Source organism: Neolewinella aquimaris (assembly GCF_014197245.1).
Taxonomy (GTDB): domain Bacteria; phylum Bacteroidota; class Bacteroidia; order Chitinophagales; family Saprospiraceae; genus Neolewinella; species Neolewinella aquimaris.
The window spans coordinates 1-16,626 of sequence record NZ_JACIFF010000014.1 but is presented as its reverse complement, the minus strand read 5'-3'; the positions used below and the strand labels follow the sequence as shown (position 1 = coordinate 16,626).

Below are 16,626 nucleotides of genomic sequence, written 5' to 3'. Positions count from 1 at the left end.
ACCAAGGGCAATGACTTGATGTAATATTGGATCTGAATGTGTTATAACTTTAATCTGCAATTGTAAGTTTTGTTTTAGTTGCACCTAACGGGGGCCTACCCGACGGCCGCTTTCACCAATAAGCAATCGGGGTATGTACTTACATTTAGTCTGCTTGTAAGGAAACAATAGTACCTAAAACCTCAATCGGCGGCTGTACGTGGTAGGCAATGTTGTGTGAATTTTACCTCCTCTTCGTCAATTCGGAGATATAATCTATTATCGGGATATCAATTCCCACATTAAAAAAAATATTTTTGTTATTTATAGATCCGTCTGTGATCGGACTGGATAAGCTAAAATTTGTATTTAATCCGTTAAAAAACGTCACTCCTAGACCACCTCCAAATAATGCATAGTCAAAGTTTTCCTCTGATTTTACGTCGACAAGGTTGTAAAGTATTCCTGAAAAATAGCTATACACATAAATGTCACTTATCAGTGGTTCTTCTTGTGGACGTCTCCATTTAAAATTTTTACCATAATAGCTCACGCTTACTCCTGGCTCAAAAGAATGAGTGTACTTATAATTCCATATTTTATATTTTATACCTATTTTTTCTACTGCATAATAGAGATTACCGATGGTGGAAGATTGAGAACTTGGAAGAAGTTGATTTTCATCAAAAAACACACCGTAATTTGCACCGATTATCAAAAATGGTGAAACATATTTTGAAATCTTTCGTGGCTTTATACTATTAAACCAACTATCTATACTCGAAATTAATGACTCTACATCTAAGTAGATATAACCTTTGGTGCTTAAGTCTTCATTGGGAACTAAGTCCCCATTACTATCAAGAAATTCAACAAGGGTATTTTCAAGAAGATATTCAAGTACTCCCGAAATCGCATCATTCGGATATTGATTTTTTGCAATTTCTATAAATTTGACAATTATATATTTTAATCCGTAAAATTGATCCTCGGTCAAACTAAAATCTTTGAAATTGCTTTTAGCAAGTCCTCTGTAAAAGCTATAAATATATATAGCGTTGTCATAATCATTCGATAAAAATTCTTCAAATGTTTGTAAATAGTTTAAAACCGTTGGGTCAAATTTTCCACTATTCTTTGCAATTAAGTCTTTTACAATGTCTGCAAGAGTAGATCCATCGGATGAAGCAAAACCATTAATAATTCGGTTCCACTTAGACGATATGCCGTTGTCGCCAAGCAACTCGATAGCTTCAATCGTATTTCGAATTGAAGTTTCTAGATCTATTAACTCGGTTAAGCTAGCATCTATAGTCTGCTGCCACATTCCAAGTCTTTGCAAGGTAGCAACGTCACTTTTATCTGTAGCTAAAGCTATAGCTTTTTTATAAGCATTATCCGCTTCATACCAGATATCAAAGGAGGCGTCACTCAGTCGATTTTTAAATTCCATAAAGTTTGCCAACTCTGATTTTCGATTGTAAACTATGTCATAGCATAGATCAATTAAAATATTAAAATCCTCAACATTGCCAATTACAATATTTTGTATATCTTGGTTGGCACTCTTTGTACTCGTTGCTTTCGCCGAGGTGATGACATCGGGAAAATTCAAATAGGCTAAACCATAAATAAACGCAAACTCTGAAGTTGATTCTATTACAAGCTTTGTCATTGCCGACTTATTTTTGCCAGTAGTAATAGTGTTTAATAGATTATACATATAACTGAACGTCGTAAAATTGTTTAACCTTTTAGTATAGTTATTCTCTTCTTTTTTAAATTGTGCAATGATTGTGTTTCTCAGCAGTCGTTCCTTAACCTCTTCTTGTTTTGACTGAATAATACTGCTTAATAGCTCTGTATCGATAGTACCCTTGGAGAAAGATGGATTTGTCCCAGTAAGTGCAAGTCTGGGGGCTTCTTGGCCGTTGATGTAGCAACAGCATAGTAGTGATAAGAAAATTAGCTTAAAGCGAAGCATAAGAGAGCTTTTGGGATGAGTATTCGAAACGAATATAGTACCCCTTCATCTAAGAATCAATATGAACATATCACTACAGTAAAATTTTAGGTACCGAGCTCCCATTTTTATTGTTTCACACAACGGGGGCGCCACCGCAGGCCGGCTTTACCGAAAAGCAACCAGACCTCGACGACCATTCGATCATCTTTTGCAAGCTTCATCGACACCGGAAAGCACCACCGCCGGCTTGACGATGGCGCAGTGTTGGGCGATGGTTAATTTGTACTCGATTGTTTTTCGTTGCAAGTTCTAATAAATAGTTCTCCCAGTTCTGTAAGGTAATACCTTTCATTTTCCACATCTACTTGTATTTCTACATCTTCAAGCGTTAAATATTCTTCTTCTCTTTCATTTCGTATAGAATGGCTATCAATAAATGCGATTGGTAAAACCTTTAATCGAATCAACCCAAGTCGAGTTAAATTTGATAATTGATGGGTCTCAAGGCTACGGTCAATCAATTCTTGCTGGACTTCTTTTATAGAATCAAGTAGTTCTTTCTCAAGGTTGTTATGCTTGAAAAGTTGTCTTTCAATTATAGAATGATGATTATAAATACTGCGATAATTTAATCTTTGTTCTATTGTTGCCTCCTCAAAATCTAATTCTCTTCTCAGTTCGCTCAATTGTTTGCTTAGATTATTAATTTGATATTCATAATCACTTTTAATTAAATCTTTGGTTTCCACGTATGACTTTAGTTCTTTTTGGGCTTTAATTAATCTATCACGCTTCGCATTTATCGTAGCTTGTAAAGAATTGTATTCCTCTATTGATAACTGGCTCAATATATATGGGAAAACATGGTTTTCAATATTTTGCGATGCATCTACTAGATTTGAAATTAATATAGCCCACCTATTTTGCAGTTCACTTTCTTCCTCTAAAGAAGCATGTTCTAACAGCGGAACTAAAAGCTTCAAGGAAATTGCTTTAGTTTGTATGCCATTTTTCTCAACTATGGCTTTCGCTTTGGATAAGATGTTTAATTGATTTTTGAATCTCCAGTATGAAACTCTATCTTTTAATAGCAGACCAGTTTCATCAATAGCTGGTCCAATTAAAGAATTTGTGAAATCCTTAATCAAGTCAATTGCTTTTTCAATTGCGGTGGATGATAAATCTATTTTCTGCACTTGTGCTTTTTTTACAATTCATTTTATAATATGCAACAATATAATGAGCGTTATCACCCCACCTTAAACACTTGAAGTCGTTCCTTCAACCCAGGATAGATTTAACATGTTGGTAGCCATATTAATGCATGTTTTGTTGAAACTTCGGTTCACCGGCTATTATTATCTAATCAAGCCTTGTCTACCATAAAACTTCAACAGCGATTTTTTGACGTGTTCAATAGAATATCGCTCCGTCTCTGGAAGGTCTCCTTCCAAAAACACCTGGACAAAGTCGTTTGATAGATCTTCGTTCTTAGGCTGCCGAAATGCCATATAGGATATTTGGCTATATTTTTTTTTCAGCTCCAATATAAAATCGCTTGCTTTTTTCTGCCAAACTGCAGTCCTTACTTCGTCGAAGAATTTCGAGGGGATTACAGTGACATGGAACCGGTCTTCATTATGATTGCAACACCGTTGGATCATAGATTTAGTTAAGCCATAAAAATTGAAGTCAGAACTGTTGATTTGCTTGGCACGTTCAAAAAATATAATGACATATTCATTAATAACTAGTATTCTAGGAATTTTATTTCTGCTTACATGTACTAAGTTCGCTGTCACATCTGCAAAATACTGCGTGGTGATTACACTAAGTGGGTATTTAGCTATCCCGTCAATATTTTGTTCGCAATTCTTAATCACCTCCTTTATCTCTAGATCTAGATTTTTATTGAGGATGTGTCTAAGCGAATTTGATACCCTTTTACTGAGTTGGAAATTTAGGAGTCCACGGTTATGCATTCTCCACAATATCGAATAGATAAATAGGCGGAAAACTCCAGTGCTGCCATCAATACTGTAACATTCCTGTCCTGGTTTTTGGGGTACAATTTCTGTGAAGAGTTTCTTAAAGCATTGCTTTTCGAAATAACTTTCAATTCGTTCTAATTTTTTCTCACAGTTCAAGCATAGCCAGTGTGTTTCAGCGTAGTGATCGGAAAGTTCTTCAATCTCATCATCAGTTAATTGTCTACCCAATATGACTTTTACCTTATCCTCATTGATTCGTCTTTCAAAAAAAACGCTTGCAAACTTTGACATTGAAATTTCGAAGCTCGCTCCAAAACCTCGTTTTGTTTCGCCGTCCACGTTGATCATAGACCGAATAAAAAATTGAGATATAACATGAGAAGAAACGTTTGAAACTGGATTGGACTTACACAATTCACAGAGCTGTGTATTATCCTGTTGTGAACGGTTGTTATTACTCATAATAAGCACTATCTACGAAATATTTATTATGAATTCTTCAAATGCTCGTTTGGTGATTTGATTTGACAGCGAAATGATTCGGCAAATAAATATTGCATAATTCCATATAAACTTGTTCACCTAGATACGTGGTCGGCCGGCCTGATGCCGGCTGTCGCCCAACGGGGGCGCCCACGCAGCCGGGGCATCATTAATTCGTAGGTAGTGACTTTAATCCCACCCACGAGGGGGCGGCGCGGCGGCATGGACCGAAACCGACCGACCAGGGGGAGGGAGCTTTCGGTCCATTGACGACGGGACGAACCCGGACAGCAATAGTACCAATCAACCTTAAATTCACCAGCCACGGTTGACGCTGGGCGCAATGTTGGGCGAATTTTTCTTTACATAAATTTAGAATGCTTTAATTCTCGCGAACATCATTATTGTAGTTCACCTTTGATCTTAGCTCTCTATAGAAGTCAACTGCCAAACTAAGTCCTGTTTCTGTATGATAGAGTTCCGGTTCATTTCTTGCTTCAGACAATAATCGCTTAGCTTCTGATAGATGGTAGTCAATATCAGCGATTGTCACAATTGCTCCATTCTCTTGCAACTTTTCGAGAACGCTTTCAGACAGACCAGAAGTATTAATAAATATCGATCCATAAACTTGCTCCCGGACAATGCCATTTGCGTTCCAGTTGCAATTTTCAAATATAGCACCTCTAAAATCAACAAAATTTACTTTCCAACTGTCCAGGTTGCATTTACTAAAAGTAACACCCTTGAACAGCCCAACCCCATTAATTGTGTTCATATTATAGTTTGGATATCTCAATCTTAGTTTGGAATCTCTTATTTTCGAATCTAAGTATGTCCCCGCGAATGCATCATGAAATGAACAGTCGTAAAATGTAGCACCTTCACAATCTACATCTATTAATGTAGCTTGGTTGAAGGAGCATCTCGTCAATACTTGACCTTTCAGATTACTTCCAGATAGAGATGCTTGATCAAAATTTATACCGGTCAAGTCCAACCCGGTCAAGTCTACATCATCTAAATGGGAACTACGAAAATTCACTCTTCTGAATGAATTATTTTCTCGGAGTTTTTCACCGATAGTAATTAATTGTCTTGCCGCGTACTCTCTTTCGGAGGCAGACTTACTATTGTCCATGATAATCTTATTATACTCTAAATAATTATCATCAATAAACTGCTTCTCAAAAAATTCTGTTTGTCTTGCTAATATAGAGTTCTGGTTGCTCAAAAGCCATACACTAAGCAGAGTTGGTATAGCTGCTATAATAATTCCTCCCACATAAAATTTAATTAGTCTAACTTTTACAGCCAATAGTAATTGACCAATATCGTCCTTATTTATAGATTTTTCAGACTTACCTTTTTCATAAAGGTCAAGTATAGACTTCTCTAAGTTTTTAGTAATCACGAAATACCTCAAAAAAAACTTATCAATCTTAGATAGCATATACAATCTTTTTATGTTTCGCCCAACGGGTGTCGCCACGCAGCCCGCCATTACGAACTAACTTTGCTGGCTCTAATTTGCTCACAGTCACCCATAAAACTCAATCGGAGCCTCAACAGCACCACCAGCGGGTTGACGCTGGCGACTATGTTGGGCGATTTTTCTTAATTATTCAACCAACTAAATAGATCTTGTTGTATACCGCCCGGGTACTTCAAAACGAGATCGCTTCCGTATAATGAAGTTCTTTCAATTCTAGGATAAATAGTAAAATATTCTTTGCCATTGAAAATTCCACCATTTGAAAGTGGTAATAGCGCAATATGATCAATATATTTCTCGCCATCTCCTATGCCTAACTCCCAGTTGCACCATTTAGATTCAACAGATTTATTCGTAGCAAGAAAAATGAATTTCTTGCATTGCCTAACTCGAGCTTTAAGTGTTGCAGCTGTGAGTCCACTTGCAATCGCAGGGAGAGAATCATCAATCCAGTCAACATAGACCGTAATATTGTACTAGTTTAAGAGAATACGAATATCCTCAATGTATTTTTTATCTGCATGGCTATGGGATAGAAAAACAGTTACTTTGGAGTACTCCTTTCTTATATTTCTTGTTTCATTCAATCTACGAATGTAGTTGAACTCCCCAGTAGAAAGTCGAGCAATATTATTTAATGAAGACTGTTCAATTATCATAATATTGTGTTTACCGACGCTGCGCTAACCAAGTAGTGTGTTCCCTAGATACAGCATTTTCTGCATCCAAGACAAATTTAGCAAATGCATTTTCGTCTAATATTGTGGACATTGTATCTCGAGCTTTGACCAGTTCTATGTTTGTCGTAGAATAGGCAGTGTTTAGCTCATTGTATTTTTTCACTTGGATCCATGTAAGTAGACTTGCAGCGATAGTTGTAAACAGGCCTACAAAATTGAAGTTTGTTTTCGGCTGCACAATAATATAAACTGACGCTATGATTGCCAGCGCTTGAGATATTATTAGGAGCCAAAAGTATTGGTTGCTCAAATTGCGGTTGAACTCGGCTTTTCTAGAATACCAGTTGATCTGGTCTTGTATGCGATACAACCTATAGTGGTTTATTCTCTCATCTAGAGTTGCATCCCTAACATCTTTCATCTTTTGGGTGATAAATGGCAGACTCAAAAGATTGTTCTTCATCACAGGAACTAAACTATTGAATTCATCTTTTAATTCCGTAATACGGTCAATGAATATTTTATCTACGTTACCTTCCCCCGTTTCAAAAGTTTCGGATCTAGTCATGTACCGCCAAGATATTGTCTTCACGGACTCAGCAAGCGCTCTACCCTCATACCAAAACTTTTCAAATCTGTTATGCCTAATTACTATTGTTATGATTAGTGTTGCCAATAAGATTAGTCCAGAGACAACGTTTAGCCATTGCTTAGTTTCTGTATGCGAATAAGAGTATACGGCCAAACATGCTGCAAGGATTAATAAAATAAGTTCAACTTTTGTATATATGAGATACAAATTTTGAGACTTCAGCGAGGCATCATTAGAAGCTATAAATATATTCGGGAAGTCAGAATCTTTCAACGCATTCATGGCCTAACTTTAGTTTTATTTGCTATTGGACTGGTCCTTTTCGCGAAAGCTTGTTCAATATAGATCTGTGGGTTGCGAATAAAATTATCCCATGACACCAGCACACAATATTTATCCTCCTCATACCAAGCACATTTATTATTTGGTATGTAATAATTATAGCTAAACTCTGAAACGACGGTTGTGTCATCAACTATAACTGTACTGTGGCTGGCGCCGCAATCTGAGCAATAGTAAGCGCCTGCAAAAACGGATGCATGCATGTCAGGCAAAACGATACCTAGAATTCCGTTTTTTGTATTACCAGCACCATGGTATAAAGAAGCTTGTAGTTCTCTTTTTATATATCTCTGCTCATTCCACCCCAAGTTCTCAGCACTGTTATTTCCAATCAAAAATAATGTTACTGTACTATCAGACAAATAGTCTCGTCGAATAACCTGCATTATATATTCCTCATTGTAGCTATTTATTGGGCTACTTAGGGACTTATCTACCATGTTTACATTCAAAATGTTTTGAATGTAATTCTTGTAGTATATATCTTCGTATTTGAACGAAATAAAGCATTTGCGTGCCATAAGATCTATTGTAATGTAAAGATAAACGAACAATTGGGGTTTTCAAACTTTTTGTGTGTTTTTTTATCCATGCCGAGGTTTACAGTAGATCAATCATTACCTCAATAGACTACACGCACTGTTAGCGTTTTTCGAATAGATAAAATAGTCAGCGATGATAGTCACAATTGCCTATATACAAGAAATTTTATTCAACCTACGCATTCAACCTATACCACGAACTCTGAATCAGACCATCAATATATTTGAATAATTCATCAAATGTTTCTAGAACATAGGTGAGGTAACCTACATGTAAAAACACTTGATCTTCTCCCGATAGAAGTTCATCTTCAGCAACTATTTTCCGCTCGGTGTTTCTTGGATTCCCACAGAGATCTATAAGCTTACCATCGTTATGAACGATTAAGTTCCTAATTTTTTGGATTGATTTTATTTTCCCCCACCTATCATCTCCTTTGTCAACAGGTAGATCTGCTACAATGGTCAAATATTTTATACTTCGTTCTATCCCCAAATCTCTTATATCCATTAACTCAACTTTGTAATCGTAAGTTTTCTTAAAAAGTGCACATAACTTATCGAGTTCATGTTCAAAGAAACCGTACAAGGATAAGAAAGCTGACCTTCTTTGAAGGTTGGGAAAATATTCATTGAATAAACTCTCTAATTCCCAGTGCTTATTACTAAGTTCTTTGTGCCTAACTTCATCCTCTATATTAATAGCTTGATCCAATTTGTCAATTTTCGACTGACGCTTTGTATTCATATATTCTTGAATACTTGACTTTATCTGTTCTTCACTATTCGAAATGAATATTTCTAGTAGTTGAATCGAATAAGCTAGATCGTACCTGTACCAATTCGTCGGCACTTCTCGCGGAACGTACTTGCCCCACGGAACCTCTTTATCCTCCATTACACTGAGATTGATGTATACGGTAAAAATTTAAAATAAAACAATGCCACAATCATGATACTCTAGAATACAACCTGTCTTACCTTACTTGCCCTACACAAACATAAGCGAAACTACCAAAGTCACTTGCCCGCTTTCGTCGGCCTTAGCCGATGTCGCCCAACGAGTGCGCCGGCGCTGGCCGGCTTCACCAACCAGCAATGGGACCGCAACCTGCTTCCAGGCAGCATGTAAACCCTCATCGAGACCCGAAAGGCTCACCGCCGGCTTGACGATGGCGCGGTGTTGGGCGAAGAAATGAAATGTCTGATATAAACTATATATTCAAGAGCACACTAAAATATATTACATTACACCTTTGTATATCTATCTTAAAAATTGATTTAACTACAATAAATAGACAAAAATTTGCATGCAGCGTTTTTTATAGGAGGGACTGCTGCCTCCTGAATCAGCGGCCCGGCAATATTTGCAATAATAAAAGAAAAGATACTACCCAAAATTAATATGAATTTACTACCTTTATTAAACCTACCTTTTTTTTCTTGCGCATTGACACGGCTAGCCATACCAGATAAATATTGATATTGCCCAGATTCAAGAAGATCATTGTAGTCTTTATCAACCCTCCGGGATACACGTATATCTCCCTCAAGGCTGCCAATTGCCATACCTATCTTTTCGTAGTTTGCTAACTCCAATATATATCTAATACTTGCCACGATAGATGCAGAGGGCTTAGCGACATATAAATACACTAAATTTGCTAGACCTAACAGGAGAACAACGCAAAATATAATTGATACAGTATATGTGGTAAAAGAAAAGTAAGTAGCTGTCAACGCGATTGGCGTAACAAATAAAGAAACGTTGTAAATACTCTCAGACAAATACATGAGGAAACGATTAAAAATAATCTTCGGATTATAAAATCCGTACATAATTATTATTTCATCACAACCACTAATTAGCAACAATAACAAAATCGTATATGAAGAACCGTACGATTCGTTTGCGATTGAAATCACTCCAAACCAGCCTACTAACGTAATAATCCACATAAATTGAGTATTAACTGCCCATCGACGCCACGCATACCTAGCATACTCACGATATTTCATTAAGGAGTCTCCAGGATCCTTTTTAATAATATGATAGAGCAACCAGCTACGATAAAAGAAAATACATATACAAAAAACTGTAAAATAAATTCTCGGAAGAAAGGGCTCCCCAAAAAATATAAAAATAATTAATGCGATTACACTTAAGCATAATGGATATATACTTGTCATAGCTCGGAAATAAAGAAGTTCTATGAAATCTTTATCCATTGCCTGAGTTTCTTCAAAGGTCCCCAGTCTTGCGTGTACCTCTTTGAGGATATCGATTAGTTTATCTGTGTCGTTCATCTACCATTACAATTCCGCATAATTAAAAATGTATTTTTCCCTTCTATAATTTCAAATCTAGTTCTTACGGCGTCCAACAGTACCTTAATCGTATCAGTAGTTAACTAAGATAGTTCATTTCAATCATGCTGATTGGATTTTGCCTGGAGTAATTCCATATTTTAAATTTTGCAAGTCGTTATGCGTGTTGCTGTTGGGCTCTTTCCTATCCTGTCGCCTTTAATGAGGGTCAGGTAAGATAAAGGGATTCAAGGACAGTAATAAAACGTGAGGTTCGGGCTATTTAAGCAGTTTTGGCATCAAAACTCCCGGCTTTTGATCCATAAACGAGTAGGCAGCCACTGCGGCCAGCATGTGGGCCATCGCATTTTGAGGGCTCCGGTGGCGCGTGTGATCTATATCGAATACCGTCATTAAAATATCGAATACCGACTCAATTACCGCACGCTTGTATGATTGGTATTTCTCCTCGAGTGGCATTAATTTGTTCTTCATGTTTTTGCGGATTTTGGTTACTAGTTTCAATCCCTTTAAATACAGCCCTTCAAATATCCTGGACAAATAACCCTTATCCCCGTAGCACTTACCCGCAAGTTTTAGCAGTACGTGTCGTAGCGTATCAGGATGCGCGTCAGAGACATTACCGGAGGTAAAGGTGTAGTTCATGACCTGTCCCAAGTTATTGATCGCCAGATGGATTTTGAACCCATAAAACCAGCCGGTCGATGTATGACCACGCTCCGCTAAGTCCTTGAACACCTTATGATTGTGTATCCTTCGATTATGACACACTGGAAGCTTTTTCGAATCAATAAAATAAACACCGGTATGTTCAGACTGCATGCATTGCCATTTGGTAAATACATACAGGTAGGGGACACACTTTTTGATCAACCGTAAAAATCGTTTGTAGGAAACTTGCCGGGGAAAATACTCCCGTAATTCGTGTTGGACTTGTTGTTTGTAGAAGTACTGAAAGCACTTAAATCCTGAATACTGGTAGAAGATTATTATCGCGATAATTTCACTGGGGCACATGATGCCTTCGAATCGAGTTTTAGGGATGGGTAACCGGTCGATATGACGCCCAAACAGTTTAAGAAAGTCATCTACGGTGACGAAGATCTCAATAAGTTTATCCTCTTTATCTTTGGTCAGCATGAGGCGGGGATTGACTTGGTGGAAGGTCAGATGTCTTCCAAGTTATCAAATTCCCGTCTCATCATTCATAAACAGCTATAAATCAGCGGTTTCACCCCGAACCTCACGTTAATAAACACACCTCCTTCACATTTGTCCATATAATTGAGACTGACAATTCTTTTTTACGGTCGTGGGTAGCAGGCTACCTTAAGCGTCTTTCGCCCAACGGGGGCGCCACCGCAGGCCGGCTCCACCAACCCACATTTTTACCCTAGCAGGCTTTAAGGTAGATTTTAAGGCTTCTTCGACATCCAAAAGCACCACCGCCGGCTTGACGATGGCGCAGTGTTGGCGGAAGTACATCCTTTTAAATTATAATATGGGATATAGATAAGGCAACCAGTTTTTGCTAATAATTTTAAAGCTCCGTTATTAATATTTATGCAGATCAAAACTAATATTGTTGAGTTCGCTTTAAATACTGTTCTAGGGGCAAATCATTAACAAGCCATTAATTTATGTAAAAATATTGCGAAGATCCTAATACTCTTTTATAAAATAAACAAAAATTATACTTCCAATAACGAGGACCGTAGCCAACGGCAAAACTAAGATATTTGCTAATTCCCTTTCAAGTGCAGCTTTTATTCTATTCCGAACCACATAAATTGCGTTGCTATATTCTGGTTCATACAGCTCTGAATAAGATAGCGTACACAGTTGCGCCTGCAGATATTCTTCCATATTGGGCCAGTCTGGGATCTTTCGTTCATCTCGGAATCCACCAATCAAAAACTTAGTATGCAATTGGTCCTCTACTCTAGTATTTGTACAACCAATACCAAATTGGTGAATATGAACAGTATCCCCCAATGGAACTGAACCTATAAATGTTTCGTGTACGACGTAAGAATTTATCTCGACAGGGAATGTATCATGAGTGTCCGGGAAAATATTTTCAGTTCTTTCAATAGCGATCAACTCACCTACAAACACAACTTCATATCTATCCGTGGAACCCTCTTCGGTTATTGGTGTAGGTAAACACATACACGCATGAGCAAGTCGTGGCACCATTACCATAGCCACAGCTATAATCACTATAGGTTTGACAAAGAGAGAAGCCTTAAATAGTTGACTCAAGATAAGTTCTTCTTGTAATGGTTTGTGAATAATTTGTAAGCCTTGTGTTTATTGACACCTGAAAGATAGTGGGTTGTATATTATTTCCGCCAACGGGTGTGCAGACGTCAGCCCGGCTACCACCGACTAGCTCTATAAGCACCGAGACACACTAACCTCTCACTCCTTCTCCAAACAGAACCCGCCCCCACCCTCGCCGGGTTGGCGTATGCACGGTGTTGGCGGATGTGCTTTTTTTTTAATAAATCTCTAGTCCTGACTGATTGTCCAAGGTAACGGGAAAGGTTCCTTCATCGGAGTTGACTCTTATAAATAATCCCTACTGCTCTATACTGTCATCTGTGACGCGGGCAGCCTCGCTGCGGTAGCTATGGGGAATCAGGAATGGGGCCACCATTGAGCACTAAAAGCAATTCGGTTACCAACGAGGCTGGGTGGGGGTGGCTGGCATCTGCAAAAACCCCCGAGGAGGGGAATTTTTGCAGATTGACGCCAGCGCCAACCAGCCGGGCAGCCTCGCCACCCACCAGCAATCCGGCTGACCGTTATGGTGGATGATGGATGGATGAAATCTTGGTGCGGCTGGTAATGTTATGAGTTGATGATATCGATTCCTTGTTGCTGATACTGGCCTGGCCTGAAGGAATAAATCTTGACGGCTACCGACCAGCTCAAGCTACTATGTAGCTCGCTACGGCTCAAAAAATGATCAGTGTCCAGATCTGTGCGGTAGCGTAATAGCTGTCCTGCAGGCTCATATCTCGGCGATCAGGTTGTGTGTGATAAATGATTCTTGACGGCGACCGAATAATTCTACGGTGAAAGAGTGAGCACGGCGGCCATAAGCCAAGTAGAAAGTAATGGTCCGTGCGGTAGCGTAATTCGTGTCCTGTGTGCTCAGGTCTCAGCGGTAGCGTTCATCTCCTGTAAATAATTCTCAACGGCTACCAACTAATTCCACGGTGAAAGAGTAAGCACGGCGGCCATCAGCCAGGTAGAAAGTAATGGTTCGTGTGGTAGCGTAATATCTGTGATGTGAGATCAGGCTCGAGCGGTAGCGTTCTCGTCATTTCGGTAATTCTAAGCGGCCACCGAACGACTTGATGTTGAGGTAATCATCCACTCGCCACCATCATCCGGGTAAGTGTGCGGACCCTTGCGGTAGCGTCATTTCATTGTTGCCGCTTTCATTTATTTCGGCACTGCTGAGTCGTCTGGTATGATGGCATATCCGCCAACGGGGGCGCCCACGCAGCCGGGGCATTATTGATTCGAAGGTACTAACTTTGACCCCACCCACGAGGGGGCGGCGCGGCGGCATGGACCGAAACCGACTACCGGGAGCTTTCGGGCCATTGACGACGGGGCGACACCGGACACTAATAGACATCACCAGTTCCAAATCACCCAGCCCCGGTTGACGCTGGGCGCAGTGTTGGGCGATTTCCTTAGTTGCCTTTTCGATTCGATTTATCACTATATCAGTCATCAAGTATTATAAATGGGTTGTCTTTTTCCTTTAAGTAACTGTCGATAACCTTTTGTAGATGACCGCTCATTGTGCCGGTTTGACCAAACTGGTCGTTAACTTTAACTGTAGAGAAGCTCATAGAGTGATGGTCTCTTTTATTTGTAAATTCATCAAACCATTCTACGTTTATTCTTGTGAGTAGGAGGGTCGCACTATCAAGTGCCATAGAATCCAGAGTGGCTGCATTAACGAAATGAAATGTCTTATTTACCGAATGAGGATAAAGTGTTAACACATCTGGGTCTAAATAATTTGTCCTGAACTGATGAGTTATCCCACCACCCTCTGATACAATAAGAGTAAACATTTCGTACTCCACATCGACGGCAACCCTGTCCCCAAAATTTTTAAGAAATATCTTGTATTGATATCTGATTGAATCTTCTGTTTCAATTTTAGATTCAGTAGAAAGGGCGGCAACTCTTGGTTTCTTCCCAGTTAAAATCCTATTTTCTGTTAGCACCTTTTGACGAAGTTCTTCACTTATCCGGTTATATTCCTTTAGACTTTCTTCCCGTTCAGCAATTGCTTCCCTTGTGCTTTCTGCGATATCGTCTATATCATCTGCCAATTCATTTAAATCTTCCAATTTAGAGTTTAGGTTCTCAAATTCAATTTCCGCCTTAGTATTTAAATTAACGACATTTCTTTTTACTGTATCAAGATTTTCAGTAGACGTCTCCTTCTCATCGGCTTCGACATAGTTATTATACAATTCAAACCCCAAAACCAAGAATGCTAAAACTAAAAGCACATTGCTTAACTTGAGTTTTCGCAAAGATTTTGGGCGTTTCTCACGCGGAATTTGATCAAGCAAAGTAAAAATTGTCGTTAAAAACAGAAATATTGTCAATATATTACTCGCCATCTTTCAATAATTTTTAGGTGTATGGATTTCTAGCTAAAATAATCAAAAAATTTATATGCGTCATCTAAGCTATAATTTCTATCCATAATTAAAATTCATTAGAGATCCAATTTTCAGAGGAGTGGCCCTGACTTTGGCCTGTTTTTATCTGCCAAGAGCATATATCATGTTCCACTCGTAAACCTTCCTGACTTTGGGCAATTCACATTCTTCTCCTTTAATCTCCTCAGCTAGTGTTGATTTCCGGCCTGACCGGGTCGTCCTGATTTTCGGTTGGCAGGATGGTGCTTCTTCGGACCGCCTTTGATGGCGGTCTGTCGCCCAACGGGTGTGCAGACGTCAGCCCGGCTACCACCAACTAGCTCTATAAGCACCGAGACACACCAACCTCTCACTCCTTCTCCAAACAGAACCCGCCCCCACCCTCGCCGGGTTGGCGTATGCACGGTGTTGGCGGATGTGCTTCTTTTAAATAAATCTCTAGTCTTGGTCAATTGCCCAAGGTACCTGGACAAGCACCTTCGTCAGTATTGATTCTTATAAATAATCCCTGCCGCTCTATCCTGTCATCTGTGACGCGGGCAGCCTTGCTGTGGCAGCTATGGGAAATCTGGAATGGTACGACTACTGGGCACCAGAGTCTATCCGGCCACCAACGAGGCTGGGTGGGGGTGGCTGGCATCTGCAAAAACCCCCGATGAGGGGAATTTTTGCAGATTGACGCCAGCGCCAGCCAGCCGGGCATCCTCGCCACCCAACAACCATCCGGCTGAAATTGATGGATGATGATTGATCCTGAATGGATAAAGTCGTTGGTGCGGTTGGCAATTTTATGAGTGGATGATTTCGATCTTTGTTACTGATCCTAGACTGACCGGAAGAAATAGATCCTTCCGTCCACCGAGTAGCTCAATCTAGGAGTTAGCTCAATGTGAACCACTAATGGTGAGTGTCCTGAGCCGTGCGGTAGCATAATAAGTGCCCTGCGGGCTCAGGCCTCAACGGCAGCGTTCGTAGTAAATAAATAATTCTCGACGGCGACCGAATAATTCTACGGTGAAAGAGTAAGCACGGCGGCCATCATCCAGGTAGAAAGAGTTGTCCGTGCGGTAGCGTAATAAGTGTCCTGCGTGCTCAGGTTTCGGCGGTAGCGTTCGTGTCCTATAAATAATTCTCAACGGCTACCAACTAATTCCGCGGTGAAAGAGTAAGCACGGCGGCCATCAGCCAGGTAGAAAGTAATGGTCCATGCGGTAGCGTAATTTCTGTGATGCAGGTTCAGGCTCGGGCGGTAGCGTTCTTGTCAATCGGTGGTTCTAGCCGGCTACCGGACAACTCAATGGTGAAATAGCTATCCTTTTGGGCATCATCCGGGTAAGTATGCTGACCCTTGCGGTAGCGTAATTTCTTGGTTACCGCTTTCATGGTATTTCGGCACTGCTGAGCTGTCTGGTATGATGGCATATCCGCCAACGGGGGCGCCCACGCAGCCGGGGCTTCTTTACTTGAACACAACATACTTAACCCCACCCATGAGGGGGCGGCGCGGCGGCATGGACCGAAA

General features: G+C 39.8%; 11 protein-coding genes. All 11 read right to left on the bottom strand.

Going from position 1 to position 16,626, the window contains the following annotated elements; genetic code table 11:
* Nucleotides 1-223: 223 nt before the first annotated feature.
* The gene (locus GGR28_RS18650; protein ID WP_183497351.1) at nt 224-1,963 is read right to left on the bottom strand and encodes a hypothetical protein; all 1,740 of its coding nucleotides are present in this window, start codon (nt 1,961-1,963) and stop codon (nt 224-226) included.
* Between the two features lie 257 nt (nt 1,964-2,220).
* A complete protein-coding gene (locus tag GGR28_RS18645; protein ID WP_183497350.1) occupies nt 2,221-3,141 on the bottom strand; it encodes an Abi-alpha family protein in 921 nt (306 codons plus the stop codon).
* A 162-nt stretch (nt 3,142-3,303) separates the two neighbouring features.
* Nucleotides 3,304-4,284, bottom strand: coding sequence for a hypothetical protein (locus GGR28_RS18640; RefSeq protein ID WP_183497349.1), 981 nt, complete (start codon nt 4,282-4,284; stop codon nt 3,304-3,306).
* Between the two features lie 517 nt (nt 4,285-4,801).
* Complete coding sequence (locus GGR28_RS18635) at nt 4,802-5,872, bottom strand: pentapeptide repeat-containing protein (RefSeq protein WP_183497348.1); 1,071 nt, start codon at nt 5,870-5,872, stop codon at nt 4,802-4,804.
* Nucleotides 5,873-6,583: 711 nt separating this feature from the next.
* Nucleotides 6,584-7,468 (bottom strand): DUF4231 domain-containing protein, encoded by an 885-nt coding sequence (locus GGR28_RS18630; RefSeq protein ID WP_183497347.1) that lies wholly within the window; start codon nt 7,466-7,468, stop codon nt 6,584-6,586.
* Entirely contained in the window at nt 7,465-8,049 is a 585-nt protein-coding gene (locus tag GGR28_RS18625; protein ID WP_183497346.1) for a TIR domain-containing protein, read from the bottom strand. The genes GGR28_RS18630 and GGR28_RS18625 overlap by 4 nt, the downstream gene beginning before the upstream one ends.
* Before the next feature lie 196 nt (nt 8,050-8,245).
* Complete coding sequence (locus tag GGR28_RS18620; RefSeq protein WP_183497345.1) at nt 8,246-8,968, bottom strand: hypothetical protein; 723 nt, start codon at nt 8,966-8,968, stop codon at nt 8,246-8,248.
* A gap of 383 nt (nt 8,969-9,351) precedes the next feature.
* Nucleotides 9,352-10,377 (bottom strand): hypothetical protein, encoded by a 1,026-nt coding sequence (locus tag GGR28_RS18615; protein WP_183497344.1) that lies wholly within the window; start codon nt 10,375-10,377, stop codon nt 9,352-9,354.
* Nucleotides 10,378-10,656: 279 nt separating this feature from the next.
* Complete coding sequence (locus GGR28_RS18610) at nt 10,657-11,538, bottom strand: IS982 family transposase (RefSeq protein WP_183497343.1); 882 nt, start codon at nt 11,536-11,538, stop codon at nt 10,657-10,659.
* Nucleotides 11,539-12,060: 522 nt separating this feature from the next.
* Nucleotides 12,061-12,663 (bottom strand): hypothetical protein, encoded by a 603-nt coding sequence (locus GGR28_RS18605; RefSeq protein WP_183497342.1) that lies wholly within the window; start codon nt 12,661-12,663, stop codon nt 12,061-12,063.
* A 1,481-nt stretch (nt 12,664-14,144) separates the two neighbouring features.
* Nucleotides 14,145-15,062, bottom strand: coding sequence for a hypothetical protein (locus tag GGR28_RS18600; protein WP_183497341.1), 918 nt, complete (start codon nt 15,060-15,062; stop codon nt 14,145-14,147).
* Between the last annotated feature and the right edge of the window lie 1,564 nt (nt 15,063-16,626).